The organism is Rhizobium sp. 42MFCr.1 (assembly GCF_000377185.1).
In the GTDB taxonomy this organism is placed as follows: Bacteria; Pseudomonadota; Alphaproteobacteria; order Rhizobiales; family Rhizobiaceae; genus Rhizobium; species Rhizobium altiplani.
Window position 1 is genome coordinate 239576 of record NZ_KB897821.1, and the last position, 18599, is coordinate 258174.

The window sequence follows — 18599 nt, forward strand, 5'->3', positions numbered from 1 at the left end:
ACAGATTTGTGATGACCCGCAACTCTCCGACTCGTTCCTTGAATCTCCGCCGTTCGGTGCTAAGCGTTCCGGCCATCAATGCACGCGCCTTGGAAAAGACCCATGCGCTCGATTGCGACGCCGTGATCTTCGATCTCGAGGACTCGGTGGCGCCGGAGCGAAAGGCGGAAGCCCGCGACAATCTGAAAGCCTTTTTTTCGGGCCCTCCTCTGGTGAACAAGGAGCGGATCATCCGCATCAATGCGCTGGCTTCCACATTCGGCAATGCCGACATGGAGCTGGTCTTGGCATTGGAACCGGATGCCGTGCTTCTGCCGAAAGTGGCCGAGCCTCAGGATGTGATGTCCATCAGCGACCGGCTTGCCGATGCCGATGCGCCGGAAAGCCTCCGCATCTGGGCGATGATCGAAACGCCCCGCGGCATTCTGAACGCGGCGGCGATCGCCGAAGCCGGACGCACGCCGGGCTCAAGACTCGATTGTTTCGTCGTTGGCCTCAACGACCTGCGCAAAGAGACCGGTGTCTTGCCGCAGCCCGGCCGCACCTATCTCGTGCCCTGGCTGATGCAGGTGGTACTTGCCGTGCGTGCCTATGGCCTCGACGCGATCGACAGTGTCTTCAATGATTTCAAGGACGCAGATGCCTTCGACGCCGAATGCGCGCATGCCCGGGCCATGGGCTTCGACGGCAAGATGCTGATCCATCCTGCTCAGATCGAAGCGTCAAACCGGCATTTCGGCCCGGACAATGCGGCAATTGCCGAGGCGGAGGCAATCATCGCCGCCTTTGCCGACCCGGCTGCCGAAGGTCTGAACGTCATCAATGTCAATGGACGGATGATCGAGCGGCTGCATCTTGTCCAGGCGGAAAGTCTGGTTCATAAAGCCCGCCTGATTACTGAGCGCCAAACGGCGAAGTGAAAGACGACTCTAGATGAAGCTTTATCGCCTTCTGACCGGCCAGGATGATGCCGCTTTCTGTCATCGCGTAACCGACGCCCTCAACAAGGGCTGGTCGCTGAACGGCTCGCCGTCGCTGACCTTCAACACCCAGACCGGCCAGGTGATGTGCGCTCAGGCGATCGTCAAGGAAGTCGAAGGCAAGGACTACCACCCGGACATGAAGCTATCCGAACAGTAAGCGAAGGCTTAGCGTTCGGCCGCCTCTTCGGCACTTGCCTCGATCCGTTCCATGTCGTCGTCGCTGAGACCGAAATGGTGGCCGATCTCGTGGATGAGGACGTGGGTGATGATATCGCCCAGCGTCTCGTCGTTCTCGGCCCAGTAGTCGAGGATCGGCCGCCTGTAGAGGCGGATACGGTTCGGCAGTTCGCCGGTTTCCATCGTGAAACGCTCCGAGATGCCCCGGCCTTCAAAGAGGCCGAGAAGGTCGAATGGCGTTTCCAGCGCCATGTCCTCGAACACGTCGTCGTCAGGGAAATCCTCGATCTCGATGGTCAGATTGGTGGTCAGCGAGCGGAATTCTTCCGGCAGGTGGCTATATGCCTCCATCGCCAACGACTCGAAGGTACTGATCGTCGGCGCGTGGCGATCCCGCCAATCCTCGCTCTGGTCTATGCGGGCCATTAATATTCCTTCCTTTGCCGCCCATATAGAACCTTTGCGCACGATTTTCGAGAGCGGAATCAAAGGCAGGAATAAATTCACATCAAATGCCTGTTGACTCTTTCGCCCGCCTCTGGAATCCATAAGAACATAACAGGAACATCTGAGACTTGGAGAACGTCATGGCACAGTCGGCCGTGACGCGCGAGCGGCTTTTTGCGCTCCGCGAAACCATTGCAAAGCTTGAAGGGAAGCCCGCGCCGGCCTTGGCGGCCGCGCAAAGCGAAGCCTTGGCCGACAAAGGCCTCGCCGCCAAGAACGACAGCGGCCCGCGTCTTCCTCTTGGAATACCCGCACTCGACGAGGCGATCGATGGCGGCTTGCCGCTCGACGGGATCACCGAGGCTCGCACCGACCTCTTGCGGGAGGCCGGTGCCGGCAGCGGCTTTGTGCTGGCGCTTGCCGCCATGCTGCAGCGTCAAGTCGAGGAGAGCCACAGTGCGCCGCTACCGATCCTGTGGATCGCGGACATGGTTTCCACGATGGAAGCAGGCGTCCCCTACGCCGTAGGGTTACGAGATTTCGGTCTGAAACCGGACCAGTTCTTCTATGCCAGTCCGCGCAAGCTTGAAGACGCTCTCTGGCTTGCGGAATCTGCAGTCGAAAGCGGCGTTTTTCCTGCGACGGTTCTGGAGATCCGCGGCAACCCAAAGCCATTCGGCCTGACGGAGAGCCGTCGTTTGAGCTTGCGGGCGAAAGCATCGAAACGCCCGCTTTTCCTGTTGCGGCAGGCTGGAGAGGAAGAAGCCAGCAGCGCTTATTTCCGCTTCCTTGCAGCACCCGCGCCGGCACAGGCGCGCCCCTTGCCGGATGGCACGATGCTGGGCGGTAGCATCGGCAATCCGGTTTTTCATCTCACCCTGGAGAAGAGCCGCAACCCGGCTCCCCTCTCCTTTCTACTGGAGTGGAACCCCCATGACCGCCGTTTTTTCGCCGTCTCCCAATCAGCCAACCCTCGCCTTCCAGACGAACGCGCAACGCATTCTGGCACTCCACTTTCCGCACCTTCCAACCGACCGGATCGCAAGAAAGAAATGGGGGCTCTCCTGGCGTTCGCACGGACGTCCTGAAGCCGCACCGATCGTCTGTTCCAGCCGCCTCAACAATACGATGCGGCTGACGGCACTGGACGAGGCTGCCGAAACACTCAATCTCCGAAAGCATATGGGTGTCGCCGAAGCCCGCGCCATCTACCCCACGCTTGATGTGATCGAGGACGACCCAGCCGCCAACCGGCGCTTCCTGGAAGCGATCGCCGACTGGTGCGATCGCTATACCCCGCTTGTTGCTCTCGACGGCGTCGATGGCTTGTTCCTTGACATTACCGGGTGCGCCCATCTGTTTGGCGGTGAGACGCCCCTTCTCAAGGATATTCTCGCACGGCTCTTCCAGATGGGAATTGACGCCCGCGGCGCCATCTCTTCCTCGCCTGGATTGTCCTGGGCCATCAGCCGTTTTGGCCAAGGCGGCATCATCGAGCATGGGGAGGCAGAACAGGCGTTGGCTCCCCTGCCCGTCGCGGCCCTGCGTCTCGAGGACGAAACCATAGGGGGCCTGGACAAGATGGGCCTCAAATATGTCGGCGATTTGCTGACCGCGCCCCGCGCCCCCCTCGCCCGCCGCTTTGGGGGAGCTGTGCTCTTGAGGCTCGATCAGGCGCTTGGGACCGATGAAGAGCCGGTCTCTCCACGCCTGCCGGTCGCAAGCCTCTCGGTCGAACGTCGCCTGATTGAGCCGATCGGAGCCGAAGACGATATCCTCGCACTCACGGGTCAGGTTGCCGTCTCCCTGAAGCCCTCGCTGGAAGCCCGCGGTGTCGGCGGCCGTATCTTCGAGTTGGTCCTGTTCCGTGTCGACGGCAAGGTTTTTCGCATTTCTGCCGGGACCGCGCAGCCCTTGCGGGAGCCCAAGCGCATTGCCGCCCTCTTTGCCGAACGCCTGCAGGCAATTCACGACGATTTCGATGCGGGTTACGGATTCGAGATCCTTCGTCTCAACGTACTCCTGCACGAAGATTTCGTGACGTCACAGGGAGACTTCGAACACCGCCAGCGGAAGGACGCGTCTCTTGCTGCCTTCGTGGATCGGGTTTCAGCTCGCCTCGGAGAAGACTGCCTGCAAACCTTCCAATTGCGGGAGAGCCACATACCGGAAAGAGCCTACACTACAGTGCCGGCAATCGAACATCTGTCCGCCCCGAAAACCCGGGAGGGGCATCTGCCACCAGCCAGGAGCGAACGGCCCATCCGGCTATTGCGGAAAGCGGAGCCGATGGATGCCTTTGCCATCGAAATCCCTGATGGCGCACCAGCGAGCTTTCACTGGCGGCGCATGCAGCACCGTGTCTTGAAGAGCGAGGGCCCGGAGCGGCTGGCAATGGAATGGTGGCTCGATGGCGTAGATGGAAAGGATGCTGGGGATCGGGACTATTTCCGGATCGAAGACGATAAGGGGCGCCGCTTCTGGATCTATCGCCAGGGTCATTATGAGCGTGACACAACACAGAGTTGGTTCATGCACGGGGTCATTGCCTGATGTCCGCCTTCTTCGAAATCGGCGCCAAGACCAATTTCTCGTTTCTGGAGGGCGCCTCCAAGCCCGAGGAAATGGTCGTTCAGGCTGCCGTTATGAAGCTTGGAGGCCTTGGCATTGCCGACCGCAACTCAGTTGCAGGTGTCGTCCGGGCCCATGCCCAGGCAGAGGCGATCCGGAAGAAGTTCGAACGAATGAAAGCCGGGCTTCTGGAGGAGCGCGAGAAGAAGGACATCATTCCCGACCCGATCCGTTTCCAGCCGGGAGCCCGCCTCGTCTTTGCGGATGGAACGCCTGACATTCTTGCCTACCCCCGAGATCGCCAGGGCTGGGCGCATCTTTGCCGGTTGCTGAGCGCTGGAAACCTGAGAGCCGAGAAGGGTAAGTGCATTCTGTCGGAAGCAGATCTGATGGAATGGGGCGACGACATGATGCTTGCAATCATTCCGCACCCGTCCATTGCCGACGATAACAATCACGCCGCGTTCGAAGCCTGTCTGGAGCGCTTCAGAAAACGCTTCCGGAAAAACATCCACATGGCGCTCGCTCCCGCCTATGACGGCCGCGATAGGCGCATGTTTGCGACCATCTCCATGCTAGCTGACCGTAGCCGCATCCCGCTGATCGCCACCAACCAGCCACTCTACCACGATACGGCCCGCCGCCCCCTCGCCGATATCGTTACGTCGATCCGGGAGCATATTCCCATTCCCGAGGCTGGCTTTCTCCTGGCTCCGAATGCCGAACGCTATCTCAAGAGTGGCAACGAAATTCTGCGCCTCTTCAGAGACTATGCGCACGCCGTAACAAACACAGGGAAGTTCTTTGAAAGCCTTTCCTTTTCGCTCGACGAACTGGAGCACAACTATCCCTCCGAGAATGACGAGGGGGAAACACCCTATGAAACACTGGAACGCCTTACCAATTCAGGTGCAGCAAAGCGCTTCCCCAACGGCGTGCCTGAGAAAGTTCAGAATAACATCGAATACGAGTTGGATCTCGTTCGTCGTAAGCAATATGAACCATACTTCCTGACGGTCCACAGGATCATCCAGTACGCCAGGCATGAGAAAAAAATCCTCTGTCAGGGTCGCGGCTCCGCGGCAAATTCCGTCATTTGCTACTGCCTTGAGATAACCGAGGTGAATCCCGAGAAAAGCACCCTGCTTTTCGACCGCTTCCTGTCGATGGACCGCGACGAACCGCCGGATATCGATGTCGATTTCGAGCATGAGAGGCGCGAAGAGGTCATCCAGCATATCTATGAGAAATACGGCAAGGAGCATGCGGGTCTCACCGCAGGGGTGACCACTTATCGCACCCGGTCCGCCGGACGTGAGGTTTCCAAAGCCTTCGGTCTCTCAGAAGATGTCCAGTCCGCGATCGGCAGCTTGGTCTGGGGCTGGTCGGAAGAGAAGCTATCCGAACGGGAAGCAAAGGCGGCCGGGCTCGACATTTTCGATCCCATGACCAAAAACGTGCTGAAATATGCATCCGAGCTTCTCGGTTTTCCCCGCCATCTCACCCAGCATGTCGGGGGGTTCGTCATCACTAGGGACAGGCTGGATGAAGTCGTTCCGATCATGAAGACGGCAATGCCCGGACGCTACATGGTCGAATGGGACAAGGATGATCTCGACAATCTGAAGATCCTCAAGGTCGATATCCTGGCGCTCGGAATGTTGACCGCCCTGAAGCGGGCATTCGATCTGCTTCTCCTGCATTACGACGTGAAGAAGACCCTCGCCGATCTCGGCAACGATAAGCATGAGGATGAGGAGCCCGTCTATGCGATGATGTGCCGGGCCGACACGCTTGGCGTCTTTCAGATCGAGAGCCGAGCGCAGATGAGCATGCTGCCGCGCCTGAAACCCCAAAAATTCTACGACCTCGTCATCGAAGTCGCCATCGTCAGGCCAGGCCCCATTCAAGGAGACATGGTCCACCCCTACCTGAAACGCCGGGAGGAAAAAGCGCGCGGTATCCCAACGACATATCCAAGCGAGGAACTGAAGGGAGTTCTGGAGCGAACGCTCGGCGTGCCGCTCTTTCAGGAGCAAGCCATGCAGATCGCAATCACCGCTGCGGGATTCAAGCCGGCCGAAGCAGACCAACTGAGGCGGGCCATGGCGACCTTCAAACGAACAGGCACCATCGGCAATTTCGAAACGCGGTTCATCGAAGGCATGGTCGCGAAGGATTACCCCCGCGACTTTGCCCAGCAATGCTTCAACCAGATCAAGGGTTTTGGCGAATACGGCTTCCCGGAAAGCCACGCGGCCTCGTTCGCACTACTGGTATATGCCTCTTCCTGGGTGAAAGCCTACTATCCTGATGTCTTCTGTGCTGCGATGCTGAATTCGCAGCCAATGGGTTTTTATGCCCCCGCGCAGCTCGTCAGGGATGCAAGGGAGCATGGGGTTGATATCCGGCCCGTCGACATCAATGAATCGAACTGGGATTGCTTGCTTGAGGAGGCAGAATTTAACAAGCGTTCAGTCGATTTCCGGCATGCCAGCATGCGGGATGTCATCAAGACAAAGCGAGCCGTTCGGCTTGGCTTCCGGCAGATAAAGGGCCTTTCGGAAGCGAGTATGGAACAACTCGTCGCCAACAGAGGCAGGGGCTATTCTTCCATTCGCGATCTCTGGCTACGCTCAGGCCTGCAGAAAGCGGATATAGAGCGGCTTGCTGATGCGGATGCCTTTCGTTCCATAAAACTGTCGCGGCGGGAAGCGCTCTGGGCGGTGCGGGCGCTTGATGCGAAGAGCGCTGCCGAAAAGCTTCCTCTGTTCGACCAGGTGAGCCACATCGACTTGCAGGTCGAGCCTGAGACGCGGCTGCCGCAAATGCTGCCTGGCGAACAAGTCATCGAGGACTATCGCTACCTCTCGCTTTCCCTGAAAGGTCATCCGGTCTCGTTCCTCCGCGACGAATTCCGCAAAGCCGGGGTCGTGCGGAGTGTCGATCTTCTCACCGTCCCGAACGGCAGAAGGGTGACGATCGCCGGCCTGGTTTTAGTGCGTCAGCGCCCGGGCTCCGCCAAGGGCGTCATCTTTATGACACTGGAAGACGAAACGGGCGTTGCCAATGCCATTGTCTGGCAAAGGGTCTTCGAGAAATATCGCCCGATCGTCATGGGAGCACGACTCGTGAAGATTCATGGCAGGCTTCAGAGCCAGAGCGGCGTGATCCACACCGTCGTCGATCATATCGAGGATATGACCCCCGCGCTCGGCATCCTGCAGAAGGAAGCCCGTCGTTTTGGCGTTAGCGATCGTTCGGATCAAGCGCTCAATCCGACGATGGATCCGCGTCAAAGGAAACTCGCAAACTCAGTTGAGAACGCCGTGATGGAGAAGAGCCTCATCTCCGGCAGTCATGGAGCACGGGAAACAGCTCAGATCATGCCAAAGGGCCGCAATTTCCATTGAGAACGTGCATCAGAACGCCGGATTTGAGGCTTTGCAATGTAGCGGAGAGTACCTTCGACAGTCCCACAATGTGCGACGAATGGCCTATTCCGCGAGTCGATTTTTTCTTGACACCTATCATCTTCTTTTGCAGAAAAGGGGATAGTGAATGTCATGTTTGGAATGACGCCGTGCTTGTCTGCAGCTGCAACTACATAACCGATCACGAAATCCGGGAAGTCATCAAAGAACTTCTCGATGAGGATTGTTGGCAGCTTATCGTGCCTGCAAAGGTATACCACGCCATGGGGAAACGGGGCCGCTGCTGTGGCTGCTTCCCGAACGTGGTCGACATCATCATCCAGACGACCGAGGAATATCACGCCCGTCACCACTCGACGGAAGCCGAAATATTTGATTTCATGTCCCGCCTCAGAGAATTCCATGAAGAAAACAGGAGAGCGGACATTGAAAGGCGACAAAAAAGTCATCGAGCGGCTTAACGAGGCCCTCTTTCTCGAGCTCGGCGCCGTCAACCAATACTGGGTCCATTACCGACTTCTTGAAGATTGGGGCTACACCAAGCTCGCCAAGAAGGAACGGGCAGAATCCATCGAGGAGATGCATCATGCCGATCGTCTGGTCGCGCGCATCATCTTCCTCGAAGGTCATCCCAACCTTCAGACTCTTGCCCCGCTTCGGATCGGCCAGAACGTCAAGGAAGTTCTGGAAGCCGACCTCGCCGGCGAATACGATGCCCGCACGGCCTACAAGAAATCACGCGACATCTGTCATGAGGCCGGGGACTACGTCTCGATGAAGCTTTTCGAGGAGCTCCTGGCAGACGAGGAAGGTCACATCGACTTCCTCGAAACACAGCTGGAGCTGCTCGGCAAGATCGGCGAATCGAAGTACGGCCAGCTCAATGCCGACTCCGCCAACGAGGCCGAATAACGATTGACATGACCGGCAGCCCTGGCCGCCGGTCATTCACTCTGCGGCGCTTAGGCCAGCCAAGTGCCTGAACTCGTCGACCACCTGCTCATAGACCGCCCGCTTGAAGGGCACGATGAGACCGGGCAGGCTTTCCATCGACTTCCAATCCCATGCATCGAATTCCGCCGCATGGCCGCCGGGCGGCGGATTGATTGCGATCTCCTTCTCATCTCCATCGAAACGGAAGGCAAACCAGCGCTGCGTCTGACCCCGGAATTTCCCCTTTAGCCCAATGCCCACCAATTGGGGTGGCAAATCGTAGTTGATCCAGTTCCTGGCTTCCGCAAGCAGCGTCACCGTGCGAATGCCCGTTTCCTCGTAGAGTTCCCGATAGGCGGCATCCAGCGGATCCTCGCCCTTGTCGATGCCGCCCTGCGGCATCTGCCAAAGCTGCGGCGATCCATCATATTCGGAATTCTCTTCCGGAATCCGCCGCCCCGCCCATACGAGACCCTGGCGGTTGAGGATCATAACGCCGACGCAGGGGCGATACGGCAGGTCTTCGGCGTTGACGATCAGCTTGCTCATCAGCTCTCTCTATTTCAGGGTCTCTTCGGGTCGTTGGTCAGCGCAGCGACACCGACGATCTCAATGCCTCGCATCGCGGCCTCCTGCGTCCATTGCGCGATGGCATCAATACTCTCATCGAAGGCGGCGGCAACACCGATTGCCTGGCCATTGCGCTTTGCGACGCGTTCAAGCTCGTCCAGCTTCTGGATGATGGCGTTCACATCAAGCTGCTTGTCCAACTGCACATCAGCAAAGGCGTAGGGCGCCTCCGTTCCCTTTGCGACTGCCGCGGTTTTGGACTGGGCCGACGTTCCGTCGTCAAGAAACAGCAACCCGCGCTTTCCGATATCCCGCATCACCGGCTCCATGGCGTTGGGGTCGGAAAGGAAGCGCCCGCCCTGATAATTCATGATGCCCGTATAATTGGTGATCTCGCCCATCGCCCGGTGCAGGCTTTCAATATTCTTCGCAGCCGACGTCGACGTCAGCAACGTATCCGGCCCGGGATCGTTTGCCGGGTAATCAAAAGGCTCGAATGGAACCTGCAGCAGGATTTCGTGGCCGCCGCGGCGCGCTTCCTGCATCCAGCGCTGCAAGCTGTTGCCGCTGGCGGCAAAAGCGAAGGTGACCTCCTCCGGCAACTGCTGGATCGCCCGCTGCGTGCCTGTCTGGCTTAACCCTAATCCGCTCACAACGATCGCGATACGTGTTCCGTGTGCACCGGACCATGGTCGCGCGTACTGGTCCATCGGGCGACGTCCGTCCGGCCCGACGATCGGGAGCCGCCCCAACGGCGTATTTTCCAGAAGCGCATCGTTCGGCAACGCCGCCATCCGTGGGTCCTGCCCGACCTGCGAGGCATCAACTAGCACCGGGCCATTTCCGTCGCGTTGTCTCGGGGAGTATTTCGTGACGACAGATCCATCGCCCGTGACCATCTGCTCCACATTGGCACCCGATCGGGGATCGGATGGCACCATACCATTTGGAGCGGCAGGGGTCGAAGACCGCGACGGCACCTGATTCTGAATAGTATCGGATGGCGGCAAAGCCGCCTGGTCTTGAACTGGCGGCTTCTCGCGCTTCAGCCCATCTCCGCGGAATGCCGTATAAAGCGACGAAACCCCGATCAGAACGAGGCAAATCCCGGCGACGACACGGCCCGTCCGCAGAATACCCGGCCGCTGCCGCTTAACCTTACGGCCCTGTCCTAGTGGTGCGTGCAGATCGGTATTCAAGCTCGTTTCCGCTTCAGAATCAGGACAGCAAAAAGGCGTCAGGCCGGATACACCATCCGGCCTGACGCCTCAAATTGCAATTACTTGGCGCTAACGGCCTTGTCCGGATTGGGCGGGAAGGACGGGTCCGTCTTCTTGCCGCGAAGCAGGTCAAGCGCGTAGTTGAGCTGAACGTCGTCCTTCGGATCCGGCGGAATATAGGCAACCGAACCGGAGCCTTCGTCCGTCTCGCTCTGGCCCTTGATGTGCCCACGCAGGCTGGACTCGCCTTCGGTGGTCATCTTGCCCTTCAGATCGTCCGGCAGCGGCTCTTCGACCTTGATATCCGGCGTGATGCCGGTGCCTTGGATCGAGCGGCCCGACGGCGTGTAGTAGAGCGCCGTCGTCAGTCGCAGCGCGCCGTTTTCGCCAAGCGGGATGATCGTCTGAACCGAGCCCTTGCCGAACGAGCGCGTTCCGAGAACGGTAGCACGACGCAGGTCCTGCAACGCGCCGGCAACGATTTCCGAAGCAGATGCCGAACCGCCGTTGATCAGGACGATTACCGGCTTGCCGTCCGTGAGGTCACCCGGACCAGCGTTGAAGCGGCGGGTCTCATCGGGATTGCGGCCGCGGGTGGAAACCACTTCGCCACGCTGCAGCAGCGCATCCGACACCTGGATCGCCTGGTCGAGCAGACCACCCGGGTTCAGACGAAGGTCGAGGACGTAGCCCTTCAGCTTGTCAGCCGGAACCGTCTTCTTGATCTTCTCGATCGCCTTCTCGAGATCGGGGTAGGTCTTCTCCGTGAAGGAGATGACGCGCAGATAGCCGACATCATCCTCGACGCGCGACTTCACGGCCTGCACAGCCACAACGTCGCGAACGATCGTCAGCTCTATAGGCTTGTCGGCACCCTTGCGGATCAGCGTCAGCTTGATCGGCGTGTTGACCGGGCCACGCATCTTTTCGACCGCGTCTTCCAGCTTCAGGCCGCGAACGGACTGACCGTCGATCTCGGAAATGTAGTCGCCAGCAAGAACGCCAGCCTTTGCCGCCGGCGTGTCGTCGATCGGCGTGATGACTTTGACGAGCTCGTCTTCCATGGTGACCTCAATGCCGAGACCGCCGAATTCACCCTTCGTCTGGGTCTGCATGTCAGCCGCATCCTTGGCATTCATGTAGCTCGAATGCGGATCCAGCGAAGAAAGCATGCCGTTGATGGCATTTTCGATGAGTTTGTCCTCGGCCGGCGGCGTCACATACTGTGCGCGCACACGCTCAAAAACGTCACCAAAAACGGAAAGCTCCTTGTAGGTGGAGGCTCCGGCTGCTTCCGCAGGCACGCCTGCCGAATAGATGACGCTCATCGCGGTCGCACCCATCAATGCGCCGACCAGAACAAGAGAAGCCCTACGAATCATTGCGTGCCTTTCCAGTGTCTTTAGCGGTCCACCAAGGCCGGGAATCGACCGGTTTTCCATCTTTTCGAAATTCAATGTAAAGCGTCGGACGGTTGGTTTCCAGCGCCAATGCTGTCGCGCTCGCCACTCTTTTCGCGCCCATGGCTGCAAGTGGCTCGCCGGAGAAGACGAACTTCCCCTGGCGCGTGCTGATCGTCTCCATTCCGGAGAGGACAAGGTGGTAGCCGTTGCCGGCATCGAGGATGATCATCTGGCCGTAGCTGCGAAAAGCACCCGCGTAAACGACAAGCCCATCTGCGGGAGCGGTAACCACCGTTTCCGGATTGGTGGCAAGCGTCATTCCCATCGCCTCATGGCCGGTTCCGTCGGCATCGCCGAACTGGCGGAGGATATCGCCTGCCACAGGCAATTCCAGCTTCGCCTTCAATTCTCCGAAGGGATATGCGGGCGCAATGCGGTTTTTATCAGGCACGCCGCTCTCCGCGAGGGCCTTGGCCTGGGCACGCTGCTCGTCGGTTAAGAGCTTGCGGTTTTCCTCGGCCTGGCGGGCCGCGGCGGCGGCGTCGCGAACCGATGCGATCTCGGTTTCCATCGATGCCACCAGTCCCTCGAGACTTGTTGCCTTGCTGGCAAGATCCTCCGACCGCTTCTTCTCCGCATCCAGTTCCGCCACGCTGCTGCGGCTCAGCTTCTCGTTTTCAGCGAGAAGCAAGTCCATCCGGCGCTCTTCCTCGATGCTATTGGTCATCGTCGTGGTGAGCGCCGTTTTCTCCGCAGCGCTTGCCGTTTGCAACGCAGACAGGTTGGCAAGATCGGCGACGAGCTTGTCAGTTTCCTTTCGGATACCGGGAACCACCGCGCCGAGCAGGATTGCGCTGCGAACCGAAGCGAGCGCGTCGTCAGGTGTCACGAGAAGGGCCGGCGGCGGATTGCGGCCCATCCGCTGCAGGGCACCCAGCACCTCGGCCAGCAGGCCACGCCGCTCATGCAATGACCGGCGGACGGCGTCTTCCTTGACGCCGAGATCGGCCAGTTTCTTCTCGCTCTCCAGGATCTGCTTCTCGAGCGACTTGCGCCGCGCCGCGGAATCGATCAGCGCCTGGCGAACGCTGCTGGTGCTCTTGTCCAGATCCGCGATGCTCTTCTGAAGCTCCGCAACCTTATCGGACGAGAGGCTGATGGTCTTCGATAGGGCTTCAAGCTCGGCGCGCGTCTCGTCTCGCTTCTTCGCAAGGTCGGCCGCCGGATCGGGCGGCGGCTGGGCAACCGTTGCGCTTGCCAGGGCAGGGGCCTCCGGCGGCGAGATCCGCGCAGCTTCCGGCGCATCCTGCGCGAAGGCGCCGGAAGCGAAGGGGCGGTTCGCAACTGCCGCCACAGACACGCTCAAGCCTGCAGCCAAGGCCGACAGAATGACGTATTTTGGCTTGAACGCGCGTGTCGGCATACGAGCTTGAAATCCCTTCAAATCGCGCGGAGATTAAGCTGATTTGACATTCTTTGCCAGATCGATTGAGGGACTGAGCACACCAGGACGGACACGCTCACGTGAGCAACGCAATCCATCAGACGCGATGATAGGGGTGGCCGGAAAGGATCGTGACGGCTCGATAAAGCTGCTCGGCGATGAGCGTGCGAACCAACTGATGCGGCCAAGTCATCTTGCCGAGACAGAGGGTTGCATCGGCAACGTCGTATAGCGACGGATCGAGGCCATCGGCACCGCCGATGGCAATCATCAGGTCGCGCTTGCCCTGGTCGCGATAGTTTCCAAGGAGATTGGCAAAGCCTTCACTGTCCAGCGCCTTGCCGCGCTCGTCCAACAGGATGAGAACACTCCCCTCGGACAACGACTTCTGCAGCATCGCCGCTTCATCGCGCTTGCGCGTATCGGCATTCGACGCACGACTTTCAGCCACTTCGGCCACGCGGGAGAATTCGAGGCCGACCGCAGGACCGGTCTTGGCAAAGCGATCGAAATAGCGGGCCGCAAGATCCTTCTCGGGGCCGGACTTCAGCCGCCCCACCGCAAAAAGACCAACACGCATCATCCGCTCCCGCAGTTCGGCAACCGGCGGCACACACCTGCCGCCAGCCGGATTCGTCCGGCCAATAAATGCCGTCTATCAGGCCGCGGACACAGCGTCCAGCAGCCTGTTAGTGCACCGTTTCCTCGTCCATATCGGGCGCGGCCCACATCTTTTCGATGTTGTAGAACTCGCGTATTTCTGGACGAAAGACATGGACGATGACATCGCCGGTGTCGATCAGGATCCAATCGCCGCCTTCCTGACCCTCGACGCGGGCGCTTCCAAGGCCCTCGTCTTTGAGATCAGACAGCAGGTGGTCCGAGATCGCCATGACATGCCTGCTCGAGCGCCCGGAGACGACGACCATGAAGTCTCCCAGTGCCGATTTTCCAGCAATGTCGATGGTGACGATATCTTCAGCCTTAGAGTCCTCAAGGCTAGTGAGGACGGCGTGCAGGGCGCGGGCGGCAGCATCGGCGCCACGTTCCGGGCTCTTCGGGACAACGGCAAGCGTTTTTCCCTTGGCGTGTACTGTTGTCAGTGCTTTCCCTTTCTCGGAATGACAAAACATGCACATCACTGATTTGGTGACCAAATCATAGTTAAGATAGGCACCAAACCATTAACGTTTCAAGACGCGCACAATCACAAAGCGTGAACGACCATTTGACGCGATAGATCATCTGTGGATGAAAGACCGAATGTGGCCCGGCTGTGTACAGTCCTTGCAACCACACGTAAAGTAAGATCGTTTTCGACTATAGAAGACTTGCCGATGAAAAGCCCCGCCGTTGATACGCTCACACCGATACTCCGCATCAGTTTTCCTCATGAAGACCGCCTCGGGCGCGGCAAGATGGAACTGCTCGAACATATCAGGGAAACGGGATCGATTTCCGCGGCAGGCAGGGCGATGGACATGTCCTATCGTCGCGCCTGGTTGCTTGTCAGCGATATGAACCGGATGTTTCGCGAGCCCGTCGTCGAGTCCCAGCGCGGCGGCCCAAAAGGTGGAGGTGCGGCGCTGACGCCGTTCGGCGATGAGCTCCTCGCCCGCTTTCGCAAGATGGAGCAGATGATGAAAACCACTCTTGCGGAAGAACTGGCATGGCTGGAGGCCAACCGATCGCCTGAAAGCAATCGCTGATCATGGCTCAAGCGCGACCGTCTTTATCACAGCAAAAACAGGCGACCCAATCCGCACGCCCAGCCGCTCTGCCGAAAAGCTTGTGATCCGGGAAAGAATGGTGTCCCCACCGCAATCGACGAGAACGTCAATGGTCGCGTCGTCTGCCTGCGTCATGTTCTGAACGGTACCTTCAAGCACGTTGAGCGCGCTCAGCGCTTCCGGCTTTCTCATCGCCAGCATCACGTCGCGAGATGGAATGCGGACGCGAACGGGCTTACCGAGGTTTAGCATCGCTCCCGGGACGTGAAGCCGAGCTGATTTCAGGGCAATTGTCGCAATGCGGTGCTGCACGTCGAGGCTCTCCACCGTCCCTTCAAGAAGAGCCCCCGCATCACGCCGCTCGAATGATGCAGGCGGATGGCTTAGCACATCCACGGCTGAGCCGACTGCCTCCACCTTTCCGTCGCGCATGACCACGACCTGATTGGCGAGGCGGGCGACTTCGGCGATCGAATGACTGACATAGACGATCGGAATGTCCATCTCGTCGCGCAGGCGCTCGAGATAGGGCATGACCTCGGCTTTCCGGGCGTCATCCAACGCCGCCAGCGGCTCGTCCATCAACAGCAGACGGGGAGCCGAAAGCAGGGCTCGCCCAATGGCAACGCGCTGCTTCTCGCCACCGGAGAGCTTTTCCGGCCTGCGCTCGAGCAGGCTTTCGATGCCCAGCAACGAAACAATATGATCCAATCCCTCTGCCGAACCGGTGGCTCTGGCAAACCACCGGCCATAGGACAGGTTGTGACGGACACTGAGGTGCGGGAACAGCCGCGCCTCCTGGAAGACATAACCGAACCTCCGTCGATGCTTGGCGACAAAGATCCGCCGCTCGGTATCTGTCAGGACTTCGCCATCGAGGACGACCTGGCCCGCGTCGGGCCGCGCCAACCCGGCAATGATACGGATCATAGAGGTCTTACCAGAGCCGGAACGGCCGAAAAGCGCGGTGATCCCGCGCCCCGAGGTAAACGCGGCATCGAGCGCGAATGCACCAAGCCGCTGTTTTGCTTTCACGACAAGCGTCATTCCGGATCAATCCTCCGGCCGACGATGCGCGACAGCAATTCCGAGGCAAGCAAGGCAGCCATTGAAATCACGATAGCGACGAGCGTCAACCGCAGGGCGCCGGCATCACCACCCGGGACCTGCGTGAAGGAGTAGATCGCCGCCGAAAGCGTCTGCGTTTCCCCCGGGATGTTGGAAACGAAGGTGATGGTCGCTCCGAACTCCCCCATGGCCTTCGCAAAGGAAAGGATCATTCCTGCTATGATGCCAGGCAGGGTAAGCGGCAATGTTATCGTCATGAAAACCCAGAATGGGCTGGCTCCCAAGGTGCCGGCTGCCTCTTCCAGCTTTCGATCGACCGCTTCGATCGACAGCCGGATGCTGCGCACCATCAACGGAAAGGCCATGACCCCGCAGGCGAGCGCGGCACCCGTCCAGCGAAACGAAAACACGATGCCGAAGTAGTGATCGAGAAAGCTGCCGATCGGTCCGCGCCGCCCGAAAAGGATCAGCAAAATGAAGCCCGTGACGACAGGCGGGAGGATCAGCGGCAAATGAACGACACCGTTGAGAACGGACTTACCCCAAAACCGCCCCCGCGCCAGCAGCAGCGCAACGCCGATGCCGAATGGCAGGCTGGCCAGCATCGCCACCACCGACACGCGCAGGCTGAGCAAGATTGCCGTCCATTCATCATCGCTCAGGCCGAGTGCGTCCAAGCCATTCTCTCCAAAAATAGAAGGCCCGTATCGACGGGCCTTCTCACGCTATGTCTTCGTGCGAGAATTCGCAATCATTTCAAGATGGTGAAGCCCTGCTCGGTAAAGAAATGAGCCACCTTTTCCGATTTCAGGAAGTCGAGGTATGCCGCGGCGTCTGGGTTCTTGCTCTCGGACAGAATAGCGACCGGATAAATGATCGGCGGGTGCGAATCCGCCGGGAAGGTGCCGACAACGGCAACGCCCGGGTCCGCGGAGGCGTCGGTCTGGTAGACAACGCCATAGGGCGCCTCGCCGCGCGATACCAACGCGAGCGCGGCGCGAACGCTTTCAGCTCCGGCAACCTTCGCCTCAACCGAGGGCCAGACGCCCAGCGCTTCAAGCGCAGCCTTGCCGTACTTGCCGGCCGGAACCGACTTCACCTCACCCATGGCGAGCTTGCCATCACCGAGCAGCGTGGCGAGCTCGAAGCCCTTTTTGATCTCGACCGGCTTGGCGTGGTCCCTGGTTGCGACAAGTACGATTCGGTTGCCCAAAAGATTGGACCGGCTGTCGGCCTTGATCAGATTCTTCTTCGCAAGATAGTCCATCCAGTCCAGGTCGGCGGAGATGAAGATGTCGGCGGGTGCGCCGCCTTCAATTTGCTTTGCAAGCGCTGGGCTCGCAGCATACGAGGCGACGGCCTCCTTGCCGGCTTCCTTCGCCCACGCGGCATTCGCTGCATCAAGGGCGTTCTTCAGGCTGGCCGCTGCAAAAACGCTGACCTTTTCCGCAGCGGCGGCTGGCGTTGCGGCAACGCCTAAGAAGACAGCCGAAATGGCTGTGACGGCAAACTTCATCCATTGGCGACGACTGTGCATGATCTCTCCCGAAGCTTTGGAAATATCTGTAGAAATATAACGTCGCTTGCGACTTGGCTAGCGCTATATTTTGGCAAGCATAACCGTCTGCGCGTCTCAGACTTCACACATACGTGATGCGCATGACTGCGGAGATCCCAGTTCCAAAAACGGCGAAAATTCCCCGCCATTTTAGGGGGGAAACCGACAGGAGTTTGAAATCTCGACGAAAATCGTCTCGAATGCCAAAGAATTGGGCAAAATAGAGGAGGGTTTTGGCTACGGCCATGCTTGTAGCGCATTGCTGCAATGCAATGGACCCGCTTCAAGAATCCGGGGACTATGGTACAACACACTCATCGAACGGCGATCTCCTCCTCCCAAAGCCGTTGGATAGGATCGACAACACTCCTCCTCCCAGTTGTCGATCGAGTTTACGAAGCCCGACGGATCTCCTCCCCCGTCGGGCTTTTCATTTGTACGTCTTCCCTGAAAAGTCGAACTATTTTACGGCGCTGTTGGTCGCGCGGATAGCGGTCGAGCTATGACCGGAGCGGGGACCGTGTATGAAGGTCCAGGCTGGTGCCTGGCGCTTCCAGAGCGCGCGGGAATCGTCTTCGTCAACGCGGGCAAAATCGAACGTCCTCGCCATCTTCGATGACAGGAACGACAGCGTGGAGCCCGGGCGGTCGATCACGGCAATCGGAAATGTGTTGACGATATCCTGCCAGCGTTGCCACTGATGGAAGGTCTTCAGGCTGTCGGCCCCCATGATCCAGATGAAATGGACATGTGGGTTGCGCGCCTTGACGCGCGCCAGCGTGTTTGCCGTGAAACTCGTCGCGAAATCGCGTTCGAACGCGGTGACCTTGATCGAAGGGTGTCGGGCTAGCCGCTCGCTCAGAGCGATGCGCTCGGCAAGCGGCAGCAGATGTCGCCGATCCTTCAGCGGGTTCCCGGGCGTGACCATCCACCATAGCTGGTCGAGGCCGAGCCGCTTGATCGCGATTTCGGCGACCAGCGCATGTCCGTCATGCGGCGGATTGAAGGAACCGCCGAAAAGACCGACCACCATGCCCCGCTCGCTATGTGGCATGCGAAGA

General features: G+C 59.2%; 19 protein-coding genes. 8 read left to right on the forward strand and 11 right to left on the reverse strand.

Annotated features, from left to right (window positions below):
* The first annotated feature begins 11 nt into the window (after window positions 1-11).
* On the forward strand, window positions 12-920 hold the full coding sequence (locus C934_RS0106695; protein WP_026371613.1) for an HpcH/HpaI aldolase/citrate lyase family protein: 909 nt from the start codon (window positions 12-14) through the stop codon (window positions 918-920).
* Window positions 921-933: 13 nt separating this feature from the next.
* Window positions 934-1140: a DUF1737 domain-containing protein gene (locus tag C934_RS0106700; RefSeq protein WP_018855932.1), complete on the forward strand. Its 207-nt coding sequence runs from the start codon at window positions 934-936 to the stop codon at window positions 1138-1140.
* A gap of 8 nt (window positions 1141-1148) precedes the next feature.
* On the opposite strand, the gene C934_RS0106705 is transcribed toward C934_RS0106700, so the two are convergent.
* The gene (locus C934_RS0106705; RefSeq protein WP_018855933.1) at window positions 1149-1586 is read right to left on the reverse strand and encodes a metallopeptidase family protein; all 438 of its coding nucleotides are present in this window, start codon (window positions 1584-1586) and stop codon (window positions 1149-1151) included.
* A gap of 161 nt (window positions 1587-1747) precedes the next feature.
* Between C934_RS0106705 and C934_RS35550 the strand changes: the two genes are divergently transcribed.
* From C934_RS35550 to bfr, 5 genes are all read left to right on the forward strand, one after another.
* Window positions 1748-2695 carry an ImuA family protein gene (locus C934_RS35550; protein WP_018855934.1) on the forward strand — a complete coding sequence of 316 codons (948 nt, stop codon included), beginning with the start codon at window positions 1748-1750 and terminating at the stop codon, window positions 2693-2695.
* 10 nt (window positions 2696-2705) lie between these two features.
* Entirely contained in the window at window positions 2706-4160 is a 1455-nt protein-coding gene (locus C934_RS0106715; protein ID WP_272481245.1) for a Y-family DNA polymerase, read from the forward strand.
* A complete protein-coding gene (locus C934_RS0106720) occupies window positions 4160-7591 on the forward strand; it encodes an error-prone DNA polymerase (RefSeq protein WP_018855936.1) in 3432 nt (1143 codons plus the stop codon). Before C934_RS0106715 ends, C934_RS0106720 begins: the two co-directional genes overlap by 1 nt.
* Window positions 7592-7659: 68 nt before the next feature.
* Window positions 7660-8073 (forward strand): (2Fe-2S)-binding protein, encoded by a 414-nt coding sequence (locus C934_RS0106725; protein WP_018855937.1) that lies wholly within the window; start codon window positions 7660-7662, stop codon window positions 8071-8073.
* Window positions 8039-8524, forward strand: coding sequence for a bacterioferritin (gene bfr, locus C934_RS0106730; protein WP_007528518.1), 486 nt, complete (start codon window positions 8039-8041; stop codon window positions 8522-8524). Before C934_RS0106725 ends, bfr begins: the two co-directional genes overlap by 35 nt.
* A gap of 36 nt (window positions 8525-8560) precedes the next feature.
* On the opposite strand, the gene C934_RS0106735 is transcribed toward bfr, so the two are convergent.
* The 6 genes from C934_RS0106735 to rsfS form a co-directional block, all read right to left on the reverse strand.
* A complete protein-coding gene (locus C934_RS0106735) occupies window positions 8561-9094 on the reverse strand; it encodes an RNA pyrophosphohydrolase (protein WP_018855938.1) in 534 nt (177 codons plus the stop codon).
* Between the two features lie 14 nt (window positions 9095-9108).
* Window positions 9109-10314: a divergent polysaccharide deacetylase family protein gene (locus C934_RS0106740; protein ID WP_018855939.1), complete on the reverse strand. Its 1206-nt coding sequence runs from the start codon at window positions 10312-10314 to the stop codon at window positions 9109-9111.
* Between the two features lie 80 nt (window positions 10315-10394).
* A complete protein-coding gene (locus tag C934_RS0106745; protein ID WP_018855940.1) occupies window positions 10395-11717 on the reverse strand; it encodes a S41 family peptidase in 1323 nt (440 codons plus the stop codon).
* Window positions 11707-13161 (reverse strand): murein hydrolase activator EnvC family protein, encoded by a 1455-nt coding sequence (locus tag C934_RS0106750; RefSeq protein ID WP_018855941.1) that lies wholly within the window; start codon window positions 13159-13161, stop codon window positions 11707-11709. Before C934_RS0106750 ends, C934_RS0106745 begins: the two co-directional genes overlap by 11 nt.
* Before the next feature lie 118 nt (window positions 13162-13279).
* On the reverse strand, window positions 13280-13762 hold the full coding sequence (gene rlmH / locus C934_RS0106755) for a 23S rRNA (pseudouridine(1915)-N(3))-methyltransferase RlmH (RefSeq protein ID WP_026371615.1): 483 nt from the start codon (window positions 13760-13762) through the stop codon (window positions 13280-13282).
* Between the two features lie 109 nt (window positions 13763-13871).
* Window positions 13872-14315: a ribosome silencing factor gene (gene rsfS / locus C934_RS0106760; protein WP_018855943.1), complete on the reverse strand. Its 444-nt coding sequence runs from the start codon at window positions 14313-14315 to the stop codon at window positions 13872-13874.
* 204 nt (window positions 14316-14519) lie between these two features.
* Between rsfS and C934_RS0106765 the strand changes: the two genes are divergently transcribed.
* On the forward strand, window positions 14520-14891 hold the full coding sequence (locus C934_RS0106765) for a winged helix-turn-helix domain-containing protein (protein WP_018855944.1): 372 nt from the start codon (window positions 14520-14522) through the stop codon (window positions 14889-14891).
* Here the strand turns inward: C934_RS0106765 and modC are convergent, their stop codons facing one another.
* From modC to C934_RS0106785, 4 genes are all read right to left on the reverse strand, one after another.
* Window positions 14892-15959, reverse strand: coding sequence for a molybdenum ABC transporter ATP-binding protein (gene modC / locus C934_RS0106770; protein ID WP_018855945.1), 1068 nt, complete (start codon window positions 15957-15959; stop codon window positions 14892-14894).
* The gene (gene modB / locus C934_RS0106775; protein ID WP_018855946.1) at window positions 15956-16657 is read right to left on the reverse strand and encodes a molybdate ABC transporter permease subunit; all 702 of its coding nucleotides are present in this window, start codon (window positions 16655-16657) and stop codon (window positions 15956-15958) included. The genes modC and modB overlap by 4 nt, the downstream gene beginning before the upstream one ends.
* A 74-nt stretch (window positions 16658-16731) precedes the next feature.
* Complete coding sequence (gene modA / locus C934_RS0106780; RefSeq protein WP_026371616.1) at window positions 16732-17517, reverse strand: molybdate ABC transporter substrate-binding protein; 786 nt, start codon at window positions 17515-17517, stop codon at window positions 16732-16734.
* A gap of 481 nt (window positions 17518-17998) precedes the next feature.
* Complete coding sequence (locus C934_RS0106785; protein ID WP_245267919.1) at window positions 17999-18592, reverse strand: nicotinate-nucleotide adenylyltransferase; 594 nt, start codon at window positions 18590-18592, stop codon at window positions 17999-18001.
* Window positions 18593-18599: the final 7 nt, after the last annotated feature.

Excerpts from the sequence above, each read along its gene's own strand:
- C934_RS0106765 (WP_018855944.1), top strand. The coding sequence starts at position 14,520 with ATGAAAAGCCCCGCCGTTGATACGCTCACACCGATACTCCGCATCAGT.
- modA (WP_026371616.1), bottom strand. The coding sequence starts at position 17,517 with ATGCACAGTCGTCGCCAATGGATGAAGTTTGCCGTCACAGCCATTTCG.
- C934_RS0106785 (WP_245267919.1), bottom strand. The coding sequence starts at position 18,592 with ATGCCACATAGCGAGCGGGGCATGGTGGTCGGTCTTTTCGGCGGTTCC.
- C934_RS0106700 (WP_018855932.1), top strand. The coding sequence starts at position 934 with ATGAAGCTTTATCGCCTTCTGACCGGCCAGGATGATGCCGCTTTCTGT.
- rlmH (WP_026371615.1), bottom strand. The coding sequence starts at position 13,762 with ATGCGTGTTGGTCTTTTTGCGGTGGGGCGGCTGAAGTCCGGCCCCGAG.
- C934_RS0106745 (WP_018855940.1), bottom strand. The coding sequence starts at position 11,717 with ATGATTCGTAGGGCTTCTCTTGTTCTGGTCGGCGCATTGATGGGTGCG.
- rsfS (WP_018855943.1), bottom strand. The coding sequence starts at position 14,315 with ATGTTTTGTCATTCCGAGAAAGGGAAAGCACTGACAACAGTACACGCC.
- C934_RS0106705 (WP_018855933.1), bottom strand. The coding sequence starts at position 1,586 with ATGGCCCGCATAGACCAGAGCGAGGATTGGCGGGATCGCCACGCGCCG.
- modC (WP_018855945.1), bottom strand. The coding sequence starts at position 15,959 with ATGACGCTTGTCGTGAAAGCAAAACAGCGGCTTGGTGCATTCGCGCTC.
- C934_RS35550 (WP_018855934.1), top strand. The coding sequence starts at position 1,748 with ATGGCACAGTCGGCCGTGACGCGCGAGCGGCTTTTTGCGCTCCGCGAA.
- C934_RS0106750 (WP_018855941.1), bottom strand. The coding sequence starts at position 13,161 with ATGCCGACACGCGCGTTCAAGCCAAAATACGTCATTCTGTCGGCCTTG.
- C934_RS0106725 (WP_018855937.1), top strand. The coding sequence starts at position 7,660 with ATGTGCGACGAATGGCCTATTCCGCGAGTCGATTTTTTCTTGACACCT.
- C934_RS0106735 (WP_018855938.1), bottom strand. The coding sequence starts at position 9,094 with ATGAGCAAGCTGATCGTCAACGCCGAAGACCTGCCGTATCGCCCCTGC.
- C934_RS0106720 (WP_018855936.1), top strand. The coding sequence starts at position 4,160 with ATGTCCGCCTTCTTCGAAATCGGCGCCAAGACCAATTTCTCGTTTCTG.
- C934_RS0106695 (WP_026371613.1), top strand. The coding sequence starts at position 12 with ATGACCCGCAACTCTCCGACTCGTTCCTTGAATCTCCGCCGTTCGGTG.